This is a genomic window from Acidobacteriota bacterium, assembly GCA_016715115.1.
Taxonomy (GTDB): domain Bacteria; phylum Acidobacteriota; class Blastocatellia; order Pyrinomonadales; family Pyrinomonadaceae; genus JAFDVJ01.
The window spans coordinates 475,765-493,479 of record JADKBM010000016.1 but is presented as its reverse complement, the minus strand read 5'-3'; the positions used below and the strand labels follow the sequence as shown (position 1 = coordinate 493,479).

The window sequence follows — 17,715 nt, the reverse complement described above, 5'->3', positions numbered from 1 at the left end:
CTCGGTCAAAGGTTCGGCGATGGACCGGCGTGCCTGGTCACGCGAATCACAGAAAAATTATGAAAAAGAACTCGACCCCCAGAAGCCGTCACGATGAACTCGTTGTTCAGGAAGTGGACGGTGAACTGCTGATCTACGATCTTCGAAATGACAAGGCCTTTTGTCTCAATCCGACCTCGGCTCTCGTCTGGCAGGCGTGCGATGGCAAACGAAATGTGGCGGAGATCAATGCCTACGTCAGCGAAAAGCTGAACGCCGAAAGCAACGAAGACCTCGTCTGGCTCGCGATCGATCAGTTGAAAAAGGAAAAGCTCTTCGAAAACGGTTCGGAGGTCGTGGACTATTTCGAAGGAATGTCGCGCCGGGAAGTGATCAAGAAAATCGGACTTGGATCGGCAATTTCGATTCCGATTGTAGCGTCTCTGATTGCGCCAATGGCTGTTCACGCTGCTGTCTCTCTTTGCGGGCCGAACAATAATGCAGTCTGCAACACTCCGTATCCTAATTGCCCTACGCTTCCGCCGCCGGCGTACATGGGGGCGTCGCCGACTTGCTCCCCTGCGCCTATGGGTTGTTCCTGTCAGGGGCCGTGGTCTTGTCCTTCTGGGAACAATGCACGAGGGAGGTGCGCTTGATGCGGAGTTGATCTCGACCCCTTGAATCCGTTGGTTTAGGCGTCTTTGGACTCGCGAACTGGATCGTTGGCGGATTTCGTGGGGTCGGCGGTGCGACCGCTTATATTGCGCATCGGACTTAACTCGATAATCCACCATCAGATGAGCGATAAGCTGACAGTGAACCCGTACTTGCAGGTCCTCACGTTGGATGGACTGGAGGATTCGTTCACTCTGGTTGCACCAACTCCACGCCGAGGGCTACAAACCTTGAGAATTTCAAAACCGGAATATCCGAATCTGTACGAGCTTTTCATCGAGCTTTCGCAAACCCGATTGGATTTCCTTGATGTCGCGCGAGACATCGATCGCATTGAGCGCGATCTTCTTGAGCAAAACGGCGTTTTAGTTAAGGTAAGGGAAGTGCCTCAACGACCGTTGTTTTTCTGTCTTCTGGATGAAATCGAGGCTCTACCGTATGACCTGGGCATCTCGTCTCTTATTGTCAATCCGTCGTTTCGGATACAACCGATAGATTTAGCCAATCTCACCAAATGGGTTACGCAAGATGGCCTGTCAGCTCGGGCGGAATCCGTTTGGTTGACCGAGCCAATAACCGAAATCGAAGTCGGGTACTGGCTCAATTCCGATCAAAGTGCGGTGCTCTCGAGATTCAAGGCGGGAGAAAAACCGCCGTTGCCGATTGACGCTCACCTAATCGGCAAATTGATAAAGGCCAAGATACTGACTACTTTGGACCTGCTCGAGGAAAAAAGGCAAGAAAAGAACGAAATTGTAGAGGCAGCGAGAACAGCCCACGCCAAGGACAAGTATGCTATTGTTCGTCAATGTCTCCCGAAGGTCCAAATGGCTGCGATGCGCCGTTATTACCGGCAATATGTAGAGCAGGGATTTATGCCTTTTGACGATTCGCAGAGCATGCGCTTTTATCAACACAACGAACCGCTCGCGCGTTTCTTTCATCGGAATCTGACAACGTTGATGAGCTTAGTGGTAGGACACGAAGTCATTCCTTCATATGTTTACGCCGGCGCTTACGTCGAAGGCGCTGATCTAAAGCCACACGTCGATAGGGCGCAATGTGAATTCAGTATTTCATTTCAAGTCGACTATTTACCGGAATCAGACGATCACATTTCGCCTTGGGCGTTGTTTCTGAAACACCCTGGAGTCGACTTGGAAGGGGCGTTTGACATTCGTTCGGAGGAATTTCCGGCAGGCAATCAAATTGACGACCCGAATACGGCAGTCTACCTCAAGAGCGGTGACGGATTAGTTTACAGAGGCCGCGAACTTGTTCACTACCGATACCCTTTGCCGAAGGGGCACCGGTCGATATCGCTTTTTTTCCATTATGTCTCGAAAGATTTTCAGGGCCAACTGAATTAGCCTCCTCTTTTGAAGCGCGCTCTTAATCGAATGCCATCGTGTTCTCTTCCGTTCTCCAAACGCCTAATTCAGTCTCTTGTTTTGGCGGAACTCGATTCGAGCGTTTTGGGGGCTGGCCGAGGCCGAAATTTACGGTGCGGGGTCGTCTGCTGGACCATACGGATCCGGGCTGGTGCGAACATCGGCGCGTAGCTTCGCGGCGACATCTCGGGGTGAGAGGGCAAACTGACCGACCAGATAGACTTCGGACCGTCCATCGTCATTTGAAACTCAACCACGCCCGCAGACGCAGCAAAGGGTTGAAATTGATACGCATTCGCGCCCCAGCTTTGCGAATCGAAGCTGTCCATCGTGATCGCATTCGTGAAAACCGATTGACTAAAAACAACGAAAGCGTTAACCTGCGCCAGATTATCGAGTTCCCAAGAGACGGTAGGCTTCGTTGTCAGCGGCGGGGCCACGACCGATGCAAAATCCAACTCTAGAATCACGCGCGGTTCAGCAAGGAAACGAACGCCGGAGCGAGCTGCCAAGTCGAGATTCTGAAAGTAGTTTAGTCTTAATGACCCTAAGAAATCGAAGGTGATCGGCAGTTCGGCCGGAAAGCCGAACGTTGGTCGTTCAATCTCCGCGGGAACCACGTACATCGCAAGTTTCTGAGGGATCAAAACGCCGTTCGGAGCCAAAAAGCGCTTTCTCACATCGACGAAGGACTGAACAGTCGCCGGGCCGAACGCGTCGCTCCCGAACAACTCGCTGACGATTACGTCGAATTTCCCGCGGATCTTTACATCGTTCGAATTTCCGTGAATTATCTCGATCTTGTCGGCGACACCGTTTTCCTGCGCGTGTTTGTAAATGATCGGTATTAGAGCCTCTTCGACCTCGACGGCGACGACGCGTTGGGCACCGAGTTTGGCGGCAATGATCGCCCAGACGCCCGTCCCGGCTCCGATATCAAGAAATCTTGTTTCATCGTTGACGTTGCTGCTAATGGCTTCAAAAAGCAATTTGTTCCGGACTGGATCAGTCAACATCACCTGGTGATATTGCAGCAGACCGGGAAGATGCATCGCTAGTTGTTCGTCTTTTTCTTTCTTTTTCATGAAAAGCAAAGTGGCATAGCCTCAGGACAATTACGAGAAACAGAAATCAAGGGCATAGAACTTCGGTTTCAAAAAAACGAAGGATCACATCCGCGTGTTTTGAAACATCACCGCGCGATGACTTGATAAATGCCGCAGACTTGGCCACTTGATTCAATACTTTCAGCGCTTTCGCCGGATTGTCTCTGATCGGAATCGTGTTCTTAATCATTTCAACGATTCCGTTCGCCGGACTCAGTCGTCTTGGAGTCCATCTTCCATTTGGCTTAAATTCCGTGATCAGCACCATTCCAACCGGGATTGCGACAGCTCCCGCACTGCCGCCCAGATCTTCGACCGCATAATCAACTTGTGTGAAATCGTCAATCTCGCCTCGAATTGAAAGTGGCTTTGCGAAAGGATGAACAAAGCCGCTATCGTCAAGCACCGCATATTCGTCGGAATAGTATATCGCACCTAGTTTCACTAACGCCGCGGTCAGCGCACTTTTGCCGCGAAAACTCGGAGCGGGAATCAAAATCGCCTTTTCTTTCCAAGCGACCACGCCGGCGTGGACAAAAACGCGCTCTTTGGTAAATTGCGCAACGGTCAACCGCAACTGCGAATCAACGACATCTATCAACGCCTCTCGCGCGAGTCGCGAATAGAATTTCTCGCCGTTCTTGTAAAGCGTATCCTTGCCGCTCGCGTTCCTGGCGACCAAAAACGTGTGATCCGCCGCGGCGTCTTCAAGTTCGGCAAAACAGTTCGAAAAAGTGCGCCTTACCGCCGTTCTCATCTCTTCGATAGCTTCCGCTTCATTGGAGGTTACGCGGATCTTGACGCCGTAGGATTCAAAGACGAAATGATGACGGAACTCCTTTCCGCGTGAGCGATCATAAACTCGTTTTTTCGTCTTGCCGGTCGATTTCGTAGCCACTTTCTAAAGGTAAATTAACGCAAAAAATAGGGTCAAACGGTTACCATCGATAATCATACCTGACAAAACTCTCGCGCCACGGGCCTTCGCCGATGACGGGGAGCGTGCCGGCGAGATCGACGAACGTTTCGGCCGGGCACGATTTGCGGTAGTTTCTTCCGGTCGGTGAGGCGATCGTCAGGACGACGCGTTCTTCGCCGAGCCTTGAAATCGCCGCCGAACGCCAGTCGTGCTTGCAGCGGATGATCACGCGCGCGCCGACAGGCAGTTCGCAGAGCTTCCGGCGCGCCTCATTCCCGGAATGGTCATTTTCGCGCATTGTGTCTTCAGACAACATTTCTTTTGCTCAAACGAGGCCGGCAACTCCGTGTTCGGGCGGCCCCGCGTAAGGGAGGCCTTGACCCTCCTAGTCGCCAAAGCTAAGATTGTAACAGACTTGGGCTTTCTTTCTTACAGGAATTTCCCGCATAAAGCCAGGTTGTTTCAAGGAGTATGTTCCGTATGCATAAAGATCGAAACCCTTTGAGCCGTCACGACAACCTCGTCGTTCAGGAACTCGACGGCGAAGTGCTGATCTACGATCTCGACAAGAACCAGGCATATTGTCTCAACGAGACCTCGGCGGCCGTCTGGTCCGCTTGCGACGGTAATCGCGATCTTAAAGGGATTCGCGATTTCGCGCGCGTGCGGCTTGGATCTGATGTCGATGACGATCTTCTCTGGCTTGCGCTCGACCAGTTGGCAAAAGCGTCTTTGATCCAAAACGCACCCGATGTGAAAGCGCGTTTCGCCGGAGTGTCGCGCCGCGACGTGATCAAGCGGATAGGCGCCGCATCGCTTGTCGCGCTGCCTGTTTTGGTGTCGCTTTCCGCGCCGATGGCAGTCCACGCCAACTCGCTCTGTATGACGCTCGTCGGCGGGTGCCAATGCGGGCTTGGCGACAATCAGCCCGCCGGAATGTTCTGTACGCCTTCAGGTGCGTTTTCGATGGCCTGTGCCGATACAAACTGCCGGTGTCTCAGCCAAGGGCTAGGGGCCGACAACTGCGTACCCTGATCAGGATCGATGGGCAGTTCGAAATCTCGGGTCAAGATATTCAATTATCGACGGCGCGGTAGCGGTCGCCTCTCCGCGATCTGATTTTAGCAGCATCGCGTTGCTGGCGATCAGTTTGAGCACGGTCAGCGAAAATTCTGTCGAAGTTCGGATCGGAAGCGTATGCTTGATCAATTCGAGCATCGCCTCACCTTGTGTGATCGGGGCGGGCTCCCAATGCCCGCTTTTCGTAAAAGTCGTGAAGATGACAGCGCCGACAACCGCGCTTTCGGTTGCGGACCTGCCGCCGATCGCCTCGGCCGAATGCTCAACCTGCTGATAGTCGTCGATGATGCCCCGCATAGATAGCGTCTTAGGAAAAGGGTGAACGCGGCCGGCACCGTCAAGGACGGCATATTCATCCGAGTAGTAGACCGCGCCGCGCCGGACGAACTCCGCCGTGAGGCTCGTCTTTCCGCTGAAACTCTCGCCGGGGAACAGTATCGCTTTTCCGTTCCAGCTGACCACGCCTGAATGCAAGAACACGCGGTCGACGGCGAATTCCGCGGCTGCGGTTCGAATTCGCGAAACCAGATAAACGAGAGCACGTGCCCGGTCGGCGCTTTCGATGACCGTTTCGCGGTCCTTAAAGACGCTGAAATCGCCGAATTCGTCTCGGAAGAAAACGAAACGATGTTCGGATTCGTCGTTAAGGGTTTCACGGACGCAACCCGGCAGAGCCTCGAAAACGGCGTCTCGGATCGGTCGGAGCGCTCCGGGATCGTTGGTTTCGACGCTGATGCGGACACCGAACGACTCGATTCCAAGCCTGTATTGATTTACGGTCCGCTTCATAAGTTGTCAGTCGCCGGTCTTGTGACTGAAATCGGTGTTCTCCTGTGAATTCAAGGAGTCTGTCGGAGAAACGATTGAGAACCGAGTTTGTTTCTTCAAGCGTGCGGAGCACGCGAACTTGCGATAGCACCACGTGAAGCGGAGCCGAACGTGGTGGCCGGTCGCGCCAACCTCCGTCGCGTGTGGAACACGCGTAACTCTCGTGGTTGCAACAGGTCCGCGTGTTTCAAATGCACGTTGGAGTCGTTCGTGGTTGACACTCGGGTTCCGCGCCGTTTCACGTGGCGCTATCGTACGTTCGTGTGCTCCGTACATTGAATCGATTGTAACGACAAGCTCCAAGGATATTTTCGACTATGCCCGGTGCAATTCAAAATGCCGTGTGAGCGGTTTCACGGAAAGAAGACCATTGACCGCATATCCTGCCTCGCGTAAACTACTCGGGTTCGCAAACCACCAACGAGGTATTCGTAATAATGTCATTTCTAAGATTCTCAGCGCCGATGGTCGTCGGCATTGTCCTCGCCGTCGCCGCGCTTGCGCAGGATCCGGGGAAGCCGTCGGAAAAGCGTGATGACCGACGGGAGATCGCGCCGGTTGTGAGGGTTAAGCCGACGCCGACGCCGACGAACGCCAAGAAGACGACTTTGCTTTTCCCCGAGATCGAAGGCTGGACGATGAGCCCGAAGCAGACCTATCCGACTCCGGAACTCGGCTACAGCTACACCTACGAATCCAACGGCGGCGGCCGCGTCACGATCTATGTTTACAACGGAGGGAACCGGAAGATCGCCGACGACATCAACGACGCGATCGTGTTGCGCGAATACAAAGGCGTGAGGGAGGAGATCCTCGCCGTCGGAAAAGCCGGAATTTATCAGAATATGAAAGAGGTGAAAACCGGCACCGCGACGGTTGGAGATTCAATCGAGTCTCACTACGCCCGCTATGAGTTCAGCGTTCAGGGGCAGCGGAAAGTCTCGGAACTCTACCTATTTTCGTTCGAGAACAACTTCATCAAGATCCGCGCAACGCGCAATCCGGATCAGCTCGAGAGTTCGGAATTCAAGGATCTGATGAAGGAATTGGCGGCGATATTCGCACCCTGAGCACGAGCCGACTGGAGCGCGAGCCGACTGGAGCGCAAGCCGACTGGAGCGCAAGCGTCCCCGCTTGCAACGGCGTGAAACGCCGTAAAGCCGTTGAACTCAATGCGCTCTTTTCCCGGGCGCCGTTCGCGCTCCGCGCTCATTGCAAGCGGGGACGCTTGCGCTCCAGTGCGCTCCGGTCAATGGCGCGCCTTTTCCGCGTCATTGACGATGGTTTGCAGAAAAAACTCGATCCCTTCTATCTCAAAACCGTGTTCGCGGACCAGCTTGATCAATACCGGCGCGCTGTCGCTGTCGAGAAAATCGATGTCCGAAAGGTCGAAAGTGATGTTGCGGCCCCGCTCTTCCCGCAGGTCGAGCGCGATCCGTTCGAGGAGTTCCGCGTCTTCGAGCGTCATTGAACCTTCGACGCGAAGAACCGTTTTTCCACGTTCCTTGTCTTCGAATTCGGTCAAAGTCGTCGGCATTGCGTATATCCTAAATCAAAGATTGGTTTTGTCAATACGAACGGAGGGAGAATAAGGTTACATTCATTCGGATCGGCCGGATCTAACACGAAGGACACGAAGCCACACGAAGTTTCTGACCGCCGGTTGCTTTACCGGCAACGGTACGAAAATTTCGTGTGGCTTTGTGTCCTTCGTGGTTCAAATTCCCGGCAGAAAAAAACACGGCCGCGAGTGGCGGCCGTGATCCCGTTTGAACTGCCCTTGTTCGTTAGTCTTTATCAAATCCGCCGCCAAATCCGCCGCCGCGGCGTCCACCGCCGAACGGGCCCGGCATACGGTCCTTGAAGCGTTCTTTCATCTGCTCCTTGAACTCAGCCGCTTTGACCCTCTGTTCCGGTGTCAGGACGGCGAAAACCGCAGCCTTCGTCTTTTCCTTTTCAACGATCAGCTGTTTGGTCGTTTCCGCCTGCGCGGCCGCGAGGCGGTTTACTTCCGCTTCGTTGAAGGTTCCGTCCGTTCCGAGATTCTTGATCGCGTCGTGATTCGCCCTGGCCGCTTCCATCAACGGCTGGACGCGGGTCTTCGATTCCTCGAGGATCGCTTTGACCTGCGTTTTCTGCTCTTCCGACAAACCGAGTTTTTCGGCCATCATCATCAAGCCGCGGCCCGGTCCGAATCCGCCGCCGCGCGGACCGCGCCATTCGCCCTTTTGCGCGAAGATGAACACCGCGCCGAGCGAGATCAATGCCACTGCCAGTATTGCGATTGTTGCCTTTTTCATAATTTCTCCTTAAGCCTTGTTATCGAATGCAATTTCTTGCCGTTCAATGTATAAGACGAATTCCCGCCGGCCGCGAACGTCAATTTATCGCGATGATGTGTAAAGAAATGTAAAAGTTGGGACGCGGCATCGTAAACTGGCGTAAAATCTAGTCGATGGACAAGATTCTGATCATCGACGACGACGAGGAACTATGCGATCTGGTGGCCGAGTATCTGACCGTCGAGGGATTTGAGACGGACGCCGTGCACGACGGCGAGGCCGGGCTCGCAAGCGCTTTGGCGGGCGATCACGGGATAGTCATCCTCGACGTGATGCTTCCAAAAAAGAACGGCTTCGACGTGCTGCGCGATTTGCGAAAGACATCGGCGATCCCGGTTCTGATGCTTACGGCGCGCGGCGACGATATGGAGCGCATCGTCGGACTCGAGATCGGCGCTGACGACTATCTCGCCAAGCCGTTCAATCCACGCGAACTCGTGGCACGGCTCCGGGCGATCCTGCGGCGGGCGCGCGTCGAGACGGAATCGAAGAACGCGGGCCACGAAACGCTTACGGTCGAAGATATCGAGATCTCGCTCGGCGCGCGAACCGCGAAGCTGAACGGCGTCGACCTCGGACTGACGGCGGTCGAGTTCGATCTGCTGACATCGCTCGCGGCCGAGGCGGGAAACATCGTCAAAAAGGAGGACCTGAGCTTGAAGGTCCTCGACCGCAGTCTTTCGCCATATGACAGGAGTTTGGATATGCACATCTCGAATCTGCGGAAAAAGCTCGGACTCCGGGCCGACGGAAGCGAGCGAATCAAGACCATCCGTTCGGTCGGTTACATTTACACCGCGGTTTAAGAAATGAACCTTTTCTTCAAGATATTCCTGTGGTTTCTGACGGCGATGGCGCTGATGATCGGCGTCGCTGTTTTCCTGACCTGGACGCTCCAGAGCGATCCGGTCATCGGCCGTTTTCAAAATATCGCCCGCAGCCAGGTCAAATTCCACGGCGAAACCGCCGCCGGCATCTTTGAAAGCGAAGGGCAAACAGGGCTCGAACGATTCCTGGGCAGGCTCAGGGAACTCGAAGCGATCCGTGGTGTGGGAATCATCGACCAGAACCGCAAGCTTATCATCGACAACGGCCTCGGTACGGCGGACGCTCGCGAAGTTGCCGAACGCGCGTTTTTGAGCGACGAGACGGAATCGAATTATCTGCCCGGTCAGGAAAGCGTCCTGGCAAAGAGTTTCGCGCTGACCGACGGACGGAAGTTCGTTCTTGTCGTGTTGTGGACGCGGCCGGTGCCGCCGCCGTTTCTCGGAGAGCCGCGCGTTCGCTATCTGCGGCTTGCCGGTTTGATCCTGACGGCGATTCTCGTGTGCTATGTTCTCGCGCGCTACCTATCGTCACCGATCGTCAAACTCGGCGAAGCGGCTCGCGGATTTGCCGCCGGAGATCTCAAAACACGCGTCGCCGACAAACTTGGCAACCGGCGTGACGAGTTCGGCAAACTTGCGGCGGATTTTGACGAAATGGCTGAACGGATCGAAACGCTTGTAACGAGTGAAAAACGTCTGACGCGGGACATCTCGCACGAACTGCGTTCGCCGCTTGCGAGGATGAACGTCGCGCTCGAACTCGCCAAGCAGAAGGCCGGATCGGAGAGTCAGGCGATCATCGCGCGGATCGAAACCGAATCCGAGAGACTCAACGAGATGATCGGAAAGCTGCTGACGCTTTCAAAACTGGAAAGCGGGTCGGCGGGCGTTTCGATGGTAAGGCTCGATCTCGGCCAACTGGTTCGCGAGATCGCCGGTGACGCCGATTTCGAAGCTGGCGCGAACGACCGGTCGGTCGTGATCAGGAATATTGAAGATTGCCGCTTGGTCGGAAACGACTATCTGCTGCGCAGCGCGATCGAGAACGTCGTCCGCAATGCCGTGCGGTACACGGCGAAAGATACGACGGTCGAACTCTCGCTGACCCAAAACGGCAAAACCGCCGAGATCGTCGTTGAGGATCACGGCGGCGGCGTGCCTGAAGCCGAGATCGAGAATCTGTTTCGTCCGTTTTACCGCGTCGCCGAAGCGCGCGAACGAAGATCGGGCGGCGTCGGCCTTGGACTGGCGATCGCCCGCCGCGCTGTTCAGGCGCATAACGGATCGATCGGCGCGGTCAATACGGCGGACGGTCTGCGAGTCTCGATCAAACTGCCCCTGAACGGCGGGCATCAATGAACGACTTCACGCAAAGGATCACGAAAACAAGACAGATCAACGCGGTGATGAACTGCGAAAAAACGGCCAAGGGACGCTCCGCAGTTCCGGCGAACAAAGCCGAAAGCTTGAAGACGCTCGAAACCGTCGCCACGAAACCGATCAGCCCGACCAGAACGGCGGCGTGCATCACGTGTTTGCGAAGATTTTCCTTGCTCTTCGCGAGAAAGCCGAGTCCGGCAAGGATCAACCCGAGAACCGCCGGGATCAGGGCCGTCAAGACCTTCGTGACCGGTTCGCCGGCAGGAAGAGTCGAAACCGCGTAACCAAAACCGCCGAATCCCAAAAGAATCAGCAAAACGCCGCAAATGATCGCTGTTGATGGCATAAAATGTATTTCCCCTTGTAAATTAGTTCTGGAATCAGATTACCAAATCCGAGTTCGTTAATCGCCGATTTCCTTCTTGAGCTTTTCGGCAAGACTCTTGTCGAGCGGCTCGAGCTTCTTAAGTTGCTGCCGCGCGGCGATCTTGTTTCCGAGCCCGATGTAAGTTCGCCCCATTTTGTAAGTCGCCTGCGGGTTGTTCGGCTCGAATCCGGAGATCTTTCCGTATTCGACGATCGCCGTGTCGTATCGTTTCAGTTCAAAATATGCGTCGCCGAGGAGCATCAGTTTCTCGGTGGACTTGTAATCAAGTTTCGACGCTTCCTGCAAATACGGAAGCGCGGCCTGAAAATCCTTGCGCTCGGTCTTGATCCGGCCGAGATACAAATGTGCGTCGGCGTTCTTCGGGTTCGAGGCGATGACGTCCTTGAAACCGGCTTCGGCCTTGTCGAAGTTCTTCGCGTTGAAATCGCTCACAGCCTGATCGAAATTGGCCGCCTTCTCGGTCGCCGGCGTGGGCGAACTCTGGACCGATCTCTCTGCCGCCGGCGTCGGTTTCGGTTTCGATGCCGGAGTGTCCGCTTTGAAGCACGAAGCAAACGATACGAGCGCGATCGAAATGAGAATCATCTTAATTGTTTTCATAGATTTCTGACAGCTTATAACTGATAACTGATAGCTGATAACTGATAACTGATAACTGATAACTGAAAGTTTATAACTGATAACTGATAGCTGATAACTGATAACTGTAAGCTGATAGCTGATAACTGAAAGTTTATAACTGATAACTGATTGCTGATAGCTGATAGTCCATAGCTATAAACTATCACTTATCACTTATCAGTTATCAGTTATCACTTATCAGTTATCACTTATCACTTATCACTTATCAGTTATCACTTATCACTTATCAGTTATCACTTATCAGTTAGTCAGTTATCAGTCCGACGCGAATTCCGGAGGCGTAAGTCGCATTGCGGTAGATCCGCTGCGTCGCCTTCTGAAAATCCGCGCTCGTGCCGAGCTTATAGTTTGCCATAAACTTCTGCGGATTGCGCGCGACGAGCGGAAACCAGGTGCTCTGGATCTGGACCATTATCCGATGTCCCTTCTTGAATGTGTGCGCGACGCCGGGCATCACGAACTTCAAGGGTGTCGGCGTGTTTGCTTTCAGCGGTTCGGCCTTTTCGAACGAGTTGCGGAAACGCGTCGGCATCGGTTCGCCGCGCAGGAGCATTTGATAGCCGCCCGGCTGGAAAACGCTCCAGGCCGAGTTCATTTCGGGCTTTTTGCCGTCCGGGAATCTGTAATCGTCGGGAAAAACATCAATCAGTTTGACGACGAAATCCGAGTCGGTTCCGCTCGAGGAAACAAAAAGATCGGGCACGACGTCGCCGGCGACCGTCACGTCTTCGGTCAGCGGTTCGGTCTGATAGACCAGAACGTCAGGACGCGTCGCGGCGAACCTTTGGTCTTCGGTCATAAAGTCGCGCGGATAATTCTGCGTGATCTTCTGGGTGTAGGGCACCGGATTCATCGGGTCCGAAACATATTCGTCGTAGGCGAGCGCGCGCCCGACCGGTTTCGTGAATGACAGAGCTCCACCCGCGCCGAGATAAAGCGTTTTCTCGGTGGCAGTCGGAGGGTTGTAACCGTCGAACGACCTCCATTCGTGCGAGCCTGTGTCGAAAAGATTGACTTCCTTGATCTTCGAAATGTCGCCCGAATCCTTCAGGAAATGGTTGAAGAAGGGGACTTCGAGGTTGTTTCGATAATACTCGCCCGTCTTTTGGGTGAAATACGCCGTGCCGAGCCAGTCGCCGTCGTTGCGCGACCAACCGCCGTGATCCCAGGGGCCGATGACGAGGACGTTCATTGGGATCCGCGGATTCTGCTTCTCGATATGCTGATATGTCCGCAACGCGCCGTAAAGGTCCTCGTTGTCGTACCATCCGCCGACGGTCATCGTCGCGCAGCCGATGTTCTTCAGTTTCGGAAGGATGTTTCGGTCCTTCCAAAACTGATCGTAATTCGGGTGCGCCATCATTTGATCCCAAAACTTGATTCGCTGACCGACTGCCTTTTCATAGTAATCGGCGACCTCTTTGAGTCCTCCGAGCTTGAGAAAGATATCGTAACCGTCCGGCGAATTGCGGCCGGCCCACGGTTTCATAAACGAGCGGGGATCGCTCGTCGGGGTCGGGCGAGCCTGACCGAATCCGCTGAAAAACGAGTAATTCTGGGCCAGGAAAAGCGCGCCGTTGTGGTGCATATCGTCGCCGTGGAACCAGTCCGAAACCGGCGCCTGCGGCGAACAGGCCTTGAGCGCCGGATGCGAATCGATCGACCCGGCGGACGTGTAAAATCCGGGATACGAGATGCCGTAAGTTCCGATGCGTCCGTTATTGTTTTCTACGGTTTTGATCAGCCAATCGATCGTGTCGTAGGTGTCGGTAGATTCATCGATCTTCGAGTTGTCGGTGTTGTCGATGTCCGGCCGAACGTCCTCGAACTCGCCCTCGGACATCCATCTTCCGCGGACGTCCTGATAGACGAAAATGTAGCCTTCTTTGGCGAACAACGCGTCCGGCCCGAGCGAAGTTTTGAACTTGTCCGGTCCGTACGGCCCGACCGTGTAAGGCGTACGGTTGAGCAAGATCGGATACGTTTTCGACCTATCCTTTGGCTCATAGATCGCCGTAAACAGCTTCACGCCGTCACGGACGGGAATCAAAACCTCGCGTTTGGTGTAATTGTCGGTAATGAACTTGGCGAGTTCGGTTTGCGGCTGCGGTTGCTGGGCGAAGACCGCGCCGGCGGTCGCCAAAACGACAAAAAGAAAAAACGTTATTCTGCGCATATTTTCTTACCTTGGAAGCGTTCTCATAAGATACCTTTACGCGGCGCCGACGGACGAAGTTTGAATGCCGCGGCCCGCCGTCAGTCTTTTCTCGCGTAGGTTCCGAACGAACTGTAGCTGCACAGACCCTTGGGAACATCGACCGTGTACGAAAAGACATTCTTACTACCGTCGGTTCTATTCGCGATCGGCGACACCGGGCCGAACCTTTTTTCAAGAAAAAGGGGTTTTTCGAGTTCAATCGCGACGATGTAACGACCGGCCCGGGGAACTTCGACCTCGAATCGGCCTCCAGTCAGGTCAATCCACGATCGAGACGCCACAGTTGTTGCGGTCGCCTCAAAGTTCTCGCCGGAAACCGTGATCCTCGCACCCGCAAGACCGTCCTCTGAACAACAACCCTTGGTGATCCGGCCGACCACCTTCTCACGCGCCGACCCGTCGCGAAACTGCTCCAATATCTCCTTGTCCCGGCCTTTCCGCGTTTTGGTGCACGATCCGATTTCGGTCTGCAACTCTCCGTTATGTTTGGACCTATGAGCAAAGACCGTCCAAACCTGTCCGATCCGCATATTACTCGCCGGCGTTTCGCAACTTGTGCCAATAGATGACCGAATGTCGATTTGCCGGGCCGGTTCGCCCTTGACGGACTCCAAGACATGAAAGCGCGCGACAAAGTCCTGCGGTCCATCCTGATGCCTGACAACGTTCCGCCTGAGGCGGATCGTTTTACCGGGGCCAGATTCCTTCTCGACGATCAAACGGATGACCCGTCCGACAAAAACGACATCAGACGTGCGCACGGTGTCGCAGACGGGTATTGCGTAATCGGTACAGGTGCAGCCGAACGCCGCGGCCGTCAAGATCATCGGCAGCAGCATAACGGGCAAACGTCGGGCAACGATCTTCATCTGTTTGTTCGGCGCGGCCCTCAGGATCTGAGATCCGCGATCATCTGCGCGATCTCGGATTTGAGATGCTCCGTCACCGCCGCGTATTTCTGTTCTTCCGAAAAGCCCTCTTCGACAACGTCTTTCGCAAAAAACGGCTTCCCGAAGCGTATTTTGACCTTTGCCGGGCGAATGCGCATCGAATTGCGCGGCCAGACCTTGTAAACGCCGTCGAGCGCGACCGGGACGATCGGAAGGCCGAGTTCGGTCGCGAGGATCGCGGCGCCTTTTTTGAATTCGTGAAGGTCGCCGTCGAACGCGCGTTCGCCTTCGGGATAAATGTTCAGAATGCGGTCGTGGCGCAGGCCGATCGCACCGGCCTTCATCGCTTTCATCAGGTGCGTGTCGGGGTTGACCGGGACGATCTGGATCATCCGCGCGACCCATTTCATAAAGCGGCTCTCGAAAAACTCGCTCGCGCCGACGTGGAAGATCCGTTTGAAAACGCCGTACGGATAGGTCGAGCAAAGCACGAAGGGATCAAGAAAACTCTGATGATTCGGACAAATCAAAAACGCGTTCGGAGTTTCGCCGGGAGTTTCGCCTTCAGGCGGCCCGCCCTTCAGAAGCCCGTCAAGATTCTCCCGCCCCGAAACCTCCAGGCGCGTGAATATCTTCCAAAAGAGATTCGATCCACGCACGACCGAAAACGCGAATGCTGAAAACGCCTTGCGATCCTTCAAAACCGGCGTCAATTCGGGAATCTCGTCGTCCGAAGTGCGGACGATCTTGCCCCAGTTCAGAAGATTCGCCGTGACTGCCGTTTCAGCTCCGGAAACGGATGCGCAGAGATTGATGACGTCCGCGACCGTCAGCGCCGCGGTCGCCTTTTCGGATTCGAATTCGGTCGAGTAAGCCTGCTCGAGCGCCGCGAAAACTTCGGCGCGGGCGAGCGAATCGAGTCCAAGATCGATCTCCATATTCATCGCCGGATGGATCAGATCGACTTCCGCCTTGTTGTGCTTGATGACCGCCGCGACCGTCTGTCCGGCATTCGATTCAAGCATCGCCGAGTCGGCCGCGGTGAAATCCCAACTTTTCTCGGGCGGCTTTTCGTCGATCACGCCGATCGTGCCGGCCTTGATCTGCTTCATCAGTTCGAACCGCTTGATCTTGCGCGTCGCCGTGCGCGGGAGCGGCTCGGCGCGGACGATGTACTCGCGCACGCGCTGGTATTCCGGAAGGTCGCGCCCGAGATTGTCGAGATCGAAGCGGATAGCGGTCTGTGAATTCGCGATCTTCTCTTGCTTGAGATAATTGAAGTCGGGGACGACGACGGCGACGAGTTTTTCGGCCCCGGCGCGACCGAGCGATTCGTCTTCGACGCCGATGATCGCCAGTTCCTCGACGAGCGGCGTCTTCAGATAATGGACCTCGAGATCTTCGGGATGGACGTTCTTGCCGTTCGGCAGGACGATGATGTCCTTTTTGCGCCCGACGATAAAGAGATGCCCTTCGCGATCGAATTTGCCGAGATCGCCGGAGCGGAACCAACCGTCTTCGGTGAACGCCTCGGCGTTGGCCGTCGGATTGATGTAATAACCCTTGAAAACCATCGTGCCGCGGATCAAGACCTCGCCGATGCCTTCAGCGTCGGGCGATTCGATCTTGACCTCGGCGCCGGGCAGCGCCTTGCCGACCGACCCGACGCGGTTGTCGTCGATATATGTCCCGGTCGCCGCGCCGGACGTTTCCGTTAACCCGTAGCCTTGAAGAATGACGAATCCGAGTCGGTGAAAATCGATCGCGACCGACTCATCGAATCTCGATCCGGCCGAGATCGCGAGCCGAAGGTCGCCGCCAAAACCTTGGTGGATCGTGCCGAAGAGTTTCTGTCCGATATTGATCCCGAGAGCGTCGCGCATAAAACCGTTCGTCGCGAGCATCACCCTGAAAAGCGCCCTGACCGGTTTCGGTTTCTGCGAAACGGCGTCAAAAATCTTCTTGTGAAACAGATACCAAAGACGCGGGACGGTCGTCAGGATCGTTGGCTTGAATTCCTTCATCGCCCTCGAAAGCTCGTCCGGCGTCATTTCCTTCAAATAGCCGACCTCGCAGCCATAAGTGGTCGCGATCCAGAGATTCACGATCTGGAGATAGGCGTGAAACAGCGGCAGAAGGCTGAGGATCTTTTCCTTTTCACTGAGTTCGAGCAGTTCGTTGATGCCGTCGAGTTCGGCGACGATGTTGCCGTGCGTCAGCGGCACGCCCTTCGGAGTTCCGGTCGTGCCGGACGTATACATCAGCAGCGCGATGTCGTCGCCCTTCGCTTTGGGGATTTCGGCTGAATAGGATTCGGGATACGCGGTCGTCAGCCAATCCTCGAAATCTTCATTTGCGATTTGCGATTTGCGATTTGCGATTTCGCCGGGGTCAGATCGCCATACGACGCTTGGGATCGTTCGGCCGAGCCTTTCCGTGATCTGATCGAATTTTTCGACCTGGTTCGGCCCGAGGAAAACGAGTTTCGCTTCGGAATTTTCGAGAAAATTTGTGACCGTCTCGATCTCGCCGCTGGGGTCGATCGGGACCACGACCGCGCCGTGATACAGCGATCCAAGATATGCGATGGCCCAACAGGGATGATTCTCACCGATCAGGGCGACGCGATCCCCGAATCCGACGCCGTCCAGTTTGAGCTTATAAGCGACGGCGCGGATCAACCTGAGCAACTCGGCGTAAGTGTAGACCTCGGAATCGTCGCCGACGATCCGCATCGCGGTTCGGGCTGCATTCGCCTCGCAGGAGTCGATCAGTCTCTGGCAGTATGAATCGCTTTTCACGGTGAAATTATAGTCCATAAATCAAGTGCAAAGTGCAAAGTGCAGAGCGCAGAGTGCAAAGTGCATAGCGCAGAGTGCAAAGTGCTTAGTGCAGAGTGCAGAGTGCAAAGTGCAAAGTGCATAGCGCAGAGTGCAGAGTGCAAATCGAAGAGTGCAGAGTGCACAGAGCAGATTGCTTGGTGCCGAGCGCATATTGCGAAGCGCATAAATGCGCGACACATTCAAAACGGTACACCACCCGGTCCCCGA

General features: G+C 55.0%; 17 protein-coding genes. 6 read left to right on the top strand and 11 right to left on the bottom strand.

Annotated features, from left to right (window positions below; all coding sequences use genetic code 11):
- Positions 1–59: 59 nt before the first annotated feature.
- A complete protein-coding gene (locus tag IPN69_19950; protein ID MBK8812984.1) occupies positions 60–635 on the top strand; it encodes a PqqD family protein in 576 nt (191 codons plus the stop codon).
- Positions 636–776: 141 nt separating this feature from the next.
- Positions 777–2,024 carry a hypothetical protein gene (locus IPN69_19945; GenBank protein ID MBK8812983.1) on the top strand — a complete coding sequence of 416 codons (1,248 nt, stop codon included), beginning with the start codon at positions 777–779 and terminating at the stop codon, positions 2,022–2,024.
- Positions 2,025–2,092: 68 nt separating this feature from the next.
- On the opposite strand, the gene IPN69_19940 is transcribed toward IPN69_19945, so the two are convergent.
- The 3 genes from IPN69_19940 to IPN69_19930 all read right to left on the bottom strand — a co-directional run bounded on the left by IPN69_19940 (position 2,093) and on the right by IPN69_19930 (position 4,386).
- A complete protein-coding gene (locus IPN69_19940) occupies positions 2,093–3,130 on the bottom strand; it encodes a 50S ribosomal protein L11 methyltransferase (protein MBK8812982.1) in 1,038 nt (345 codons plus the stop codon).
- 46 nt (positions 3,131–3,176) lie between these two features.
- Positions 3,177–3,752 (bottom strand): hypothetical protein, encoded by a 576-nt coding sequence (locus IPN69_19935; protein ID MBK8812981.1) that lies wholly within the window; start codon positions 3,750–3,752, stop codon positions 3,177–3,179.
- A 337-nt stretch (positions 3,753–4,089) separates the two neighbouring features.
- Entirely contained in the window at positions 4,090–4,386 is a 297-nt protein-coding gene (locus IPN69_19930) for a hypothetical protein (GenBank protein MBK8812980.1), read from the bottom strand.
- A gap of 164 nt (positions 4,387–4,550) precedes the next feature.
- On the opposite strand from IPN69_19930, the gene IPN69_19925 reads away from it, so the two are divergent.
- A complete protein-coding gene (locus IPN69_19925; protein MBK8812979.1) occupies positions 4,551–5,105 on the top strand; it encodes a PqqD family protein in 555 nt (184 codons plus the stop codon).
- Here IPN69_19925 and IPN69_19920 read toward each other — a convergent pair whose 3' ends face one another.
- A complete protein-coding gene (locus IPN69_19920) occupies positions 5,106–5,939 on the bottom strand; it encodes a hypothetical protein (protein ID MBK8812978.1) in 834 nt (277 codons plus the stop codon). It lies immediately after the preceding gene.
- 476 nt (positions 5,940–6,415) lie between these two features.
- Here IPN69_19920 and IPN69_19915 point away from each other — a divergent pair, with 476 nt between their 5' ends.
- A complete protein-coding gene (locus IPN69_19915) occupies positions 6,416–7,048 on the top strand; it encodes a hypothetical protein (protein MBK8812977.1) in 633 nt (210 codons plus the stop codon).
- Positions 7,049–7,227: 179 nt separating this feature from the next.
- On the opposite strand, the gene IPN69_19910 is transcribed toward IPN69_19915, so the two are convergent.
- Positions 7,228–7,515, bottom strand: coding sequence for a hypothetical protein (locus IPN69_19910; protein MBK8812976.1), 288 nt, complete (start codon positions 7,513–7,515; stop codon positions 7,228–7,230).
- A gap of 250 nt (positions 7,516–7,765) precedes the next feature.
- A complete protein-coding gene (locus IPN69_19905; GenBank protein MBK8812975.1) occupies positions 7,766–8,278 on the bottom strand; it encodes a Spy/CpxP family protein refolding chaperone in 513 nt (170 codons plus the stop codon).
- Between the two features lie 155 nt (positions 8,279–8,433).
- Here IPN69_19905 and IPN69_19900 point away from each other — a divergent pair, with 155 nt between their 5' ends.
- Positions 8,434–9,126: a response regulator gene (locus IPN69_19900; protein MBK8812974.1), complete on the top strand. Its 693-nt coding sequence runs from the start codon at positions 8,434–8,436 to the stop codon at positions 9,124–9,126.
- A 3-nt stretch (positions 9,127–9,129) separates the two neighbouring features.
- A complete protein-coding gene (locus IPN69_19895; protein ID MBK8812973.1) occupies positions 9,130–10,506 on the top strand; it encodes a HAMP domain-containing protein in 1,377 nt (458 codons plus the stop codon).
- Here the strand turns inward: IPN69_19895 and IPN69_19890 are convergent.
- From IPN69_19890 to IPN69_19870, 5 genes are all read right to left on the bottom strand, one after another.
- A complete protein-coding gene (locus IPN69_19890) occupies positions 10,475–10,873 on the bottom strand; it encodes a hypothetical protein (GenBank protein ID MBK8812972.1) in 399 nt (132 codons plus the stop codon). The genes IPN69_19895 and IPN69_19890 overlap by 32 nt on opposite strands.
- A gap of 57 nt (positions 10,874–10,930) precedes the next feature.
- Positions 10,931–11,515: a tetratricopeptide repeat protein gene (locus tag IPN69_19885; protein ID MBK8812971.1), complete on the bottom strand. Its 585-nt coding sequence runs from the start codon at positions 11,513–11,515 to the stop codon at positions 10,931–10,933.
- A gap of 286 nt (positions 11,516–11,801) precedes the next feature.
- Entirely contained in the window at positions 11,802–13,733 is a 1,932-nt protein-coding gene (locus tag IPN69_19880) for a CocE/NonD family hydrolase (protein MBK8812970.1), read from the bottom strand.
- 80 nt (positions 13,734–13,813) lie between these two features.
- A complete protein-coding gene (locus IPN69_19875) occupies positions 13,814–14,644 on the bottom strand; it encodes a hypothetical protein (GenBank protein ID MBK8812969.1) in 831 nt (276 codons plus the stop codon).
- Positions 14,645–14,664: 20 nt separating this feature from the next.
- On the bottom strand, positions 14,665–17,484 hold the full coding sequence (locus IPN69_19870; protein MBK8812968.1) for an AMP-binding protein: 2,820 nt from the start codon (positions 17,482–17,484) through the stop codon (positions 14,665–14,667).
- Positions 17,485–17,715 lie beyond the last annotated feature (231 nt).

Coding starts and splice junctions, on each gene's coding strand:
- IPN69_19900 (MBK8812974.1), top strand. CDS start 8,434: ATGGACAAGATTCTGATCATCGACGACGACGAGGAACTATGCGATCTG.
- IPN69_19915 (MBK8812977.1), top strand. CDS start 6,416: ATGTCATTTCTAAGATTCTCAGCGCCGATGGTCGTCGGCATTGTCCTC.
- IPN69_19895 (MBK8812973.1), top strand. CDS start 9,130: ATGAACCTTTTCTTCAAGATATTCCTGTGGTTTCTGACGGCGATGGCG.
- IPN69_19905 (MBK8812975.1), bottom strand. CDS start 8,278: ATGAAAAAGGCAACAATCGCAATACTGGCAGTGGCATTGATCTCGCTC.
- IPN69_19875 (MBK8812969.1), bottom strand. CDS start 14,644: ATGAAGATCGTTGCCCGACGTTTGCCCGTTATGCTGCTGCCGATGATC.
- IPN69_19870 (MBK8812968.1), bottom strand. CDS start 17,484: ATGGACTATAATTTCACCGTGAAAAGCGATTCATACTGCCAGAGACTG.
- IPN69_19890 (MBK8812972.1), bottom strand. CDS start 10,873: ATGCCATCAACAGCGATCATTTGCGGCGTTTTGCTGATTCTTTTGGGA.
- IPN69_19950 (MBK8812984.1), top strand. CDS start 60: ATGAAAAAGAACTCGACCCCCAGAAGCCGTCACGATGAACTCGTTGTT.
- IPN69_19880 (MBK8812970.1), bottom strand. CDS start 13,733: ATGCGCAGAATAACGTTTTTTCTTTTTGTCGTTTTGGCGACCGCCGGC.
- IPN69_19925 (MBK8812979.1), top strand. CDS start 4,551: ATGCATAAAGATCGAAACCCTTTGAGCCGTCACGACAACCTCGTCGTT.
- IPN69_19885 (MBK8812971.1), bottom strand. CDS start 11,515: ATGAAAACAATTAAGATGATTCTCATTTCGATCGCGCTCGTATCGTTT.
- IPN69_19910 (MBK8812976.1), bottom strand. CDS start 7,515: ATGCCGACGACTTTGACCGAATTCGAAGACAAGGAACGTGGAAAAACG.
- IPN69_19945 (MBK8812983.1), top strand. CDS start 777: ATGAGCGATAAGCTGACAGTGAACCCGTACTTGCAGGTCCTCACGTTG.
- IPN69_19940 (MBK8812982.1), bottom strand. CDS start 3,130: ATGAAAAAGAAAGAAAAAGACGAACAACTAGCGATGCATCTTCCCGGT.
- IPN69_19920 (MBK8812978.1), bottom strand. CDS start 5,939: ATGAAGCGGACCGTAAATCAATACAGGCTTGGAATCGAGTCGTTCGGT.
- IPN69_19930 (MBK8812980.1), bottom strand. CDS start 4,386: ATGTTGTCTGAAGACACAATGCGCGAAAATGACCATTCCGGGAATGAG.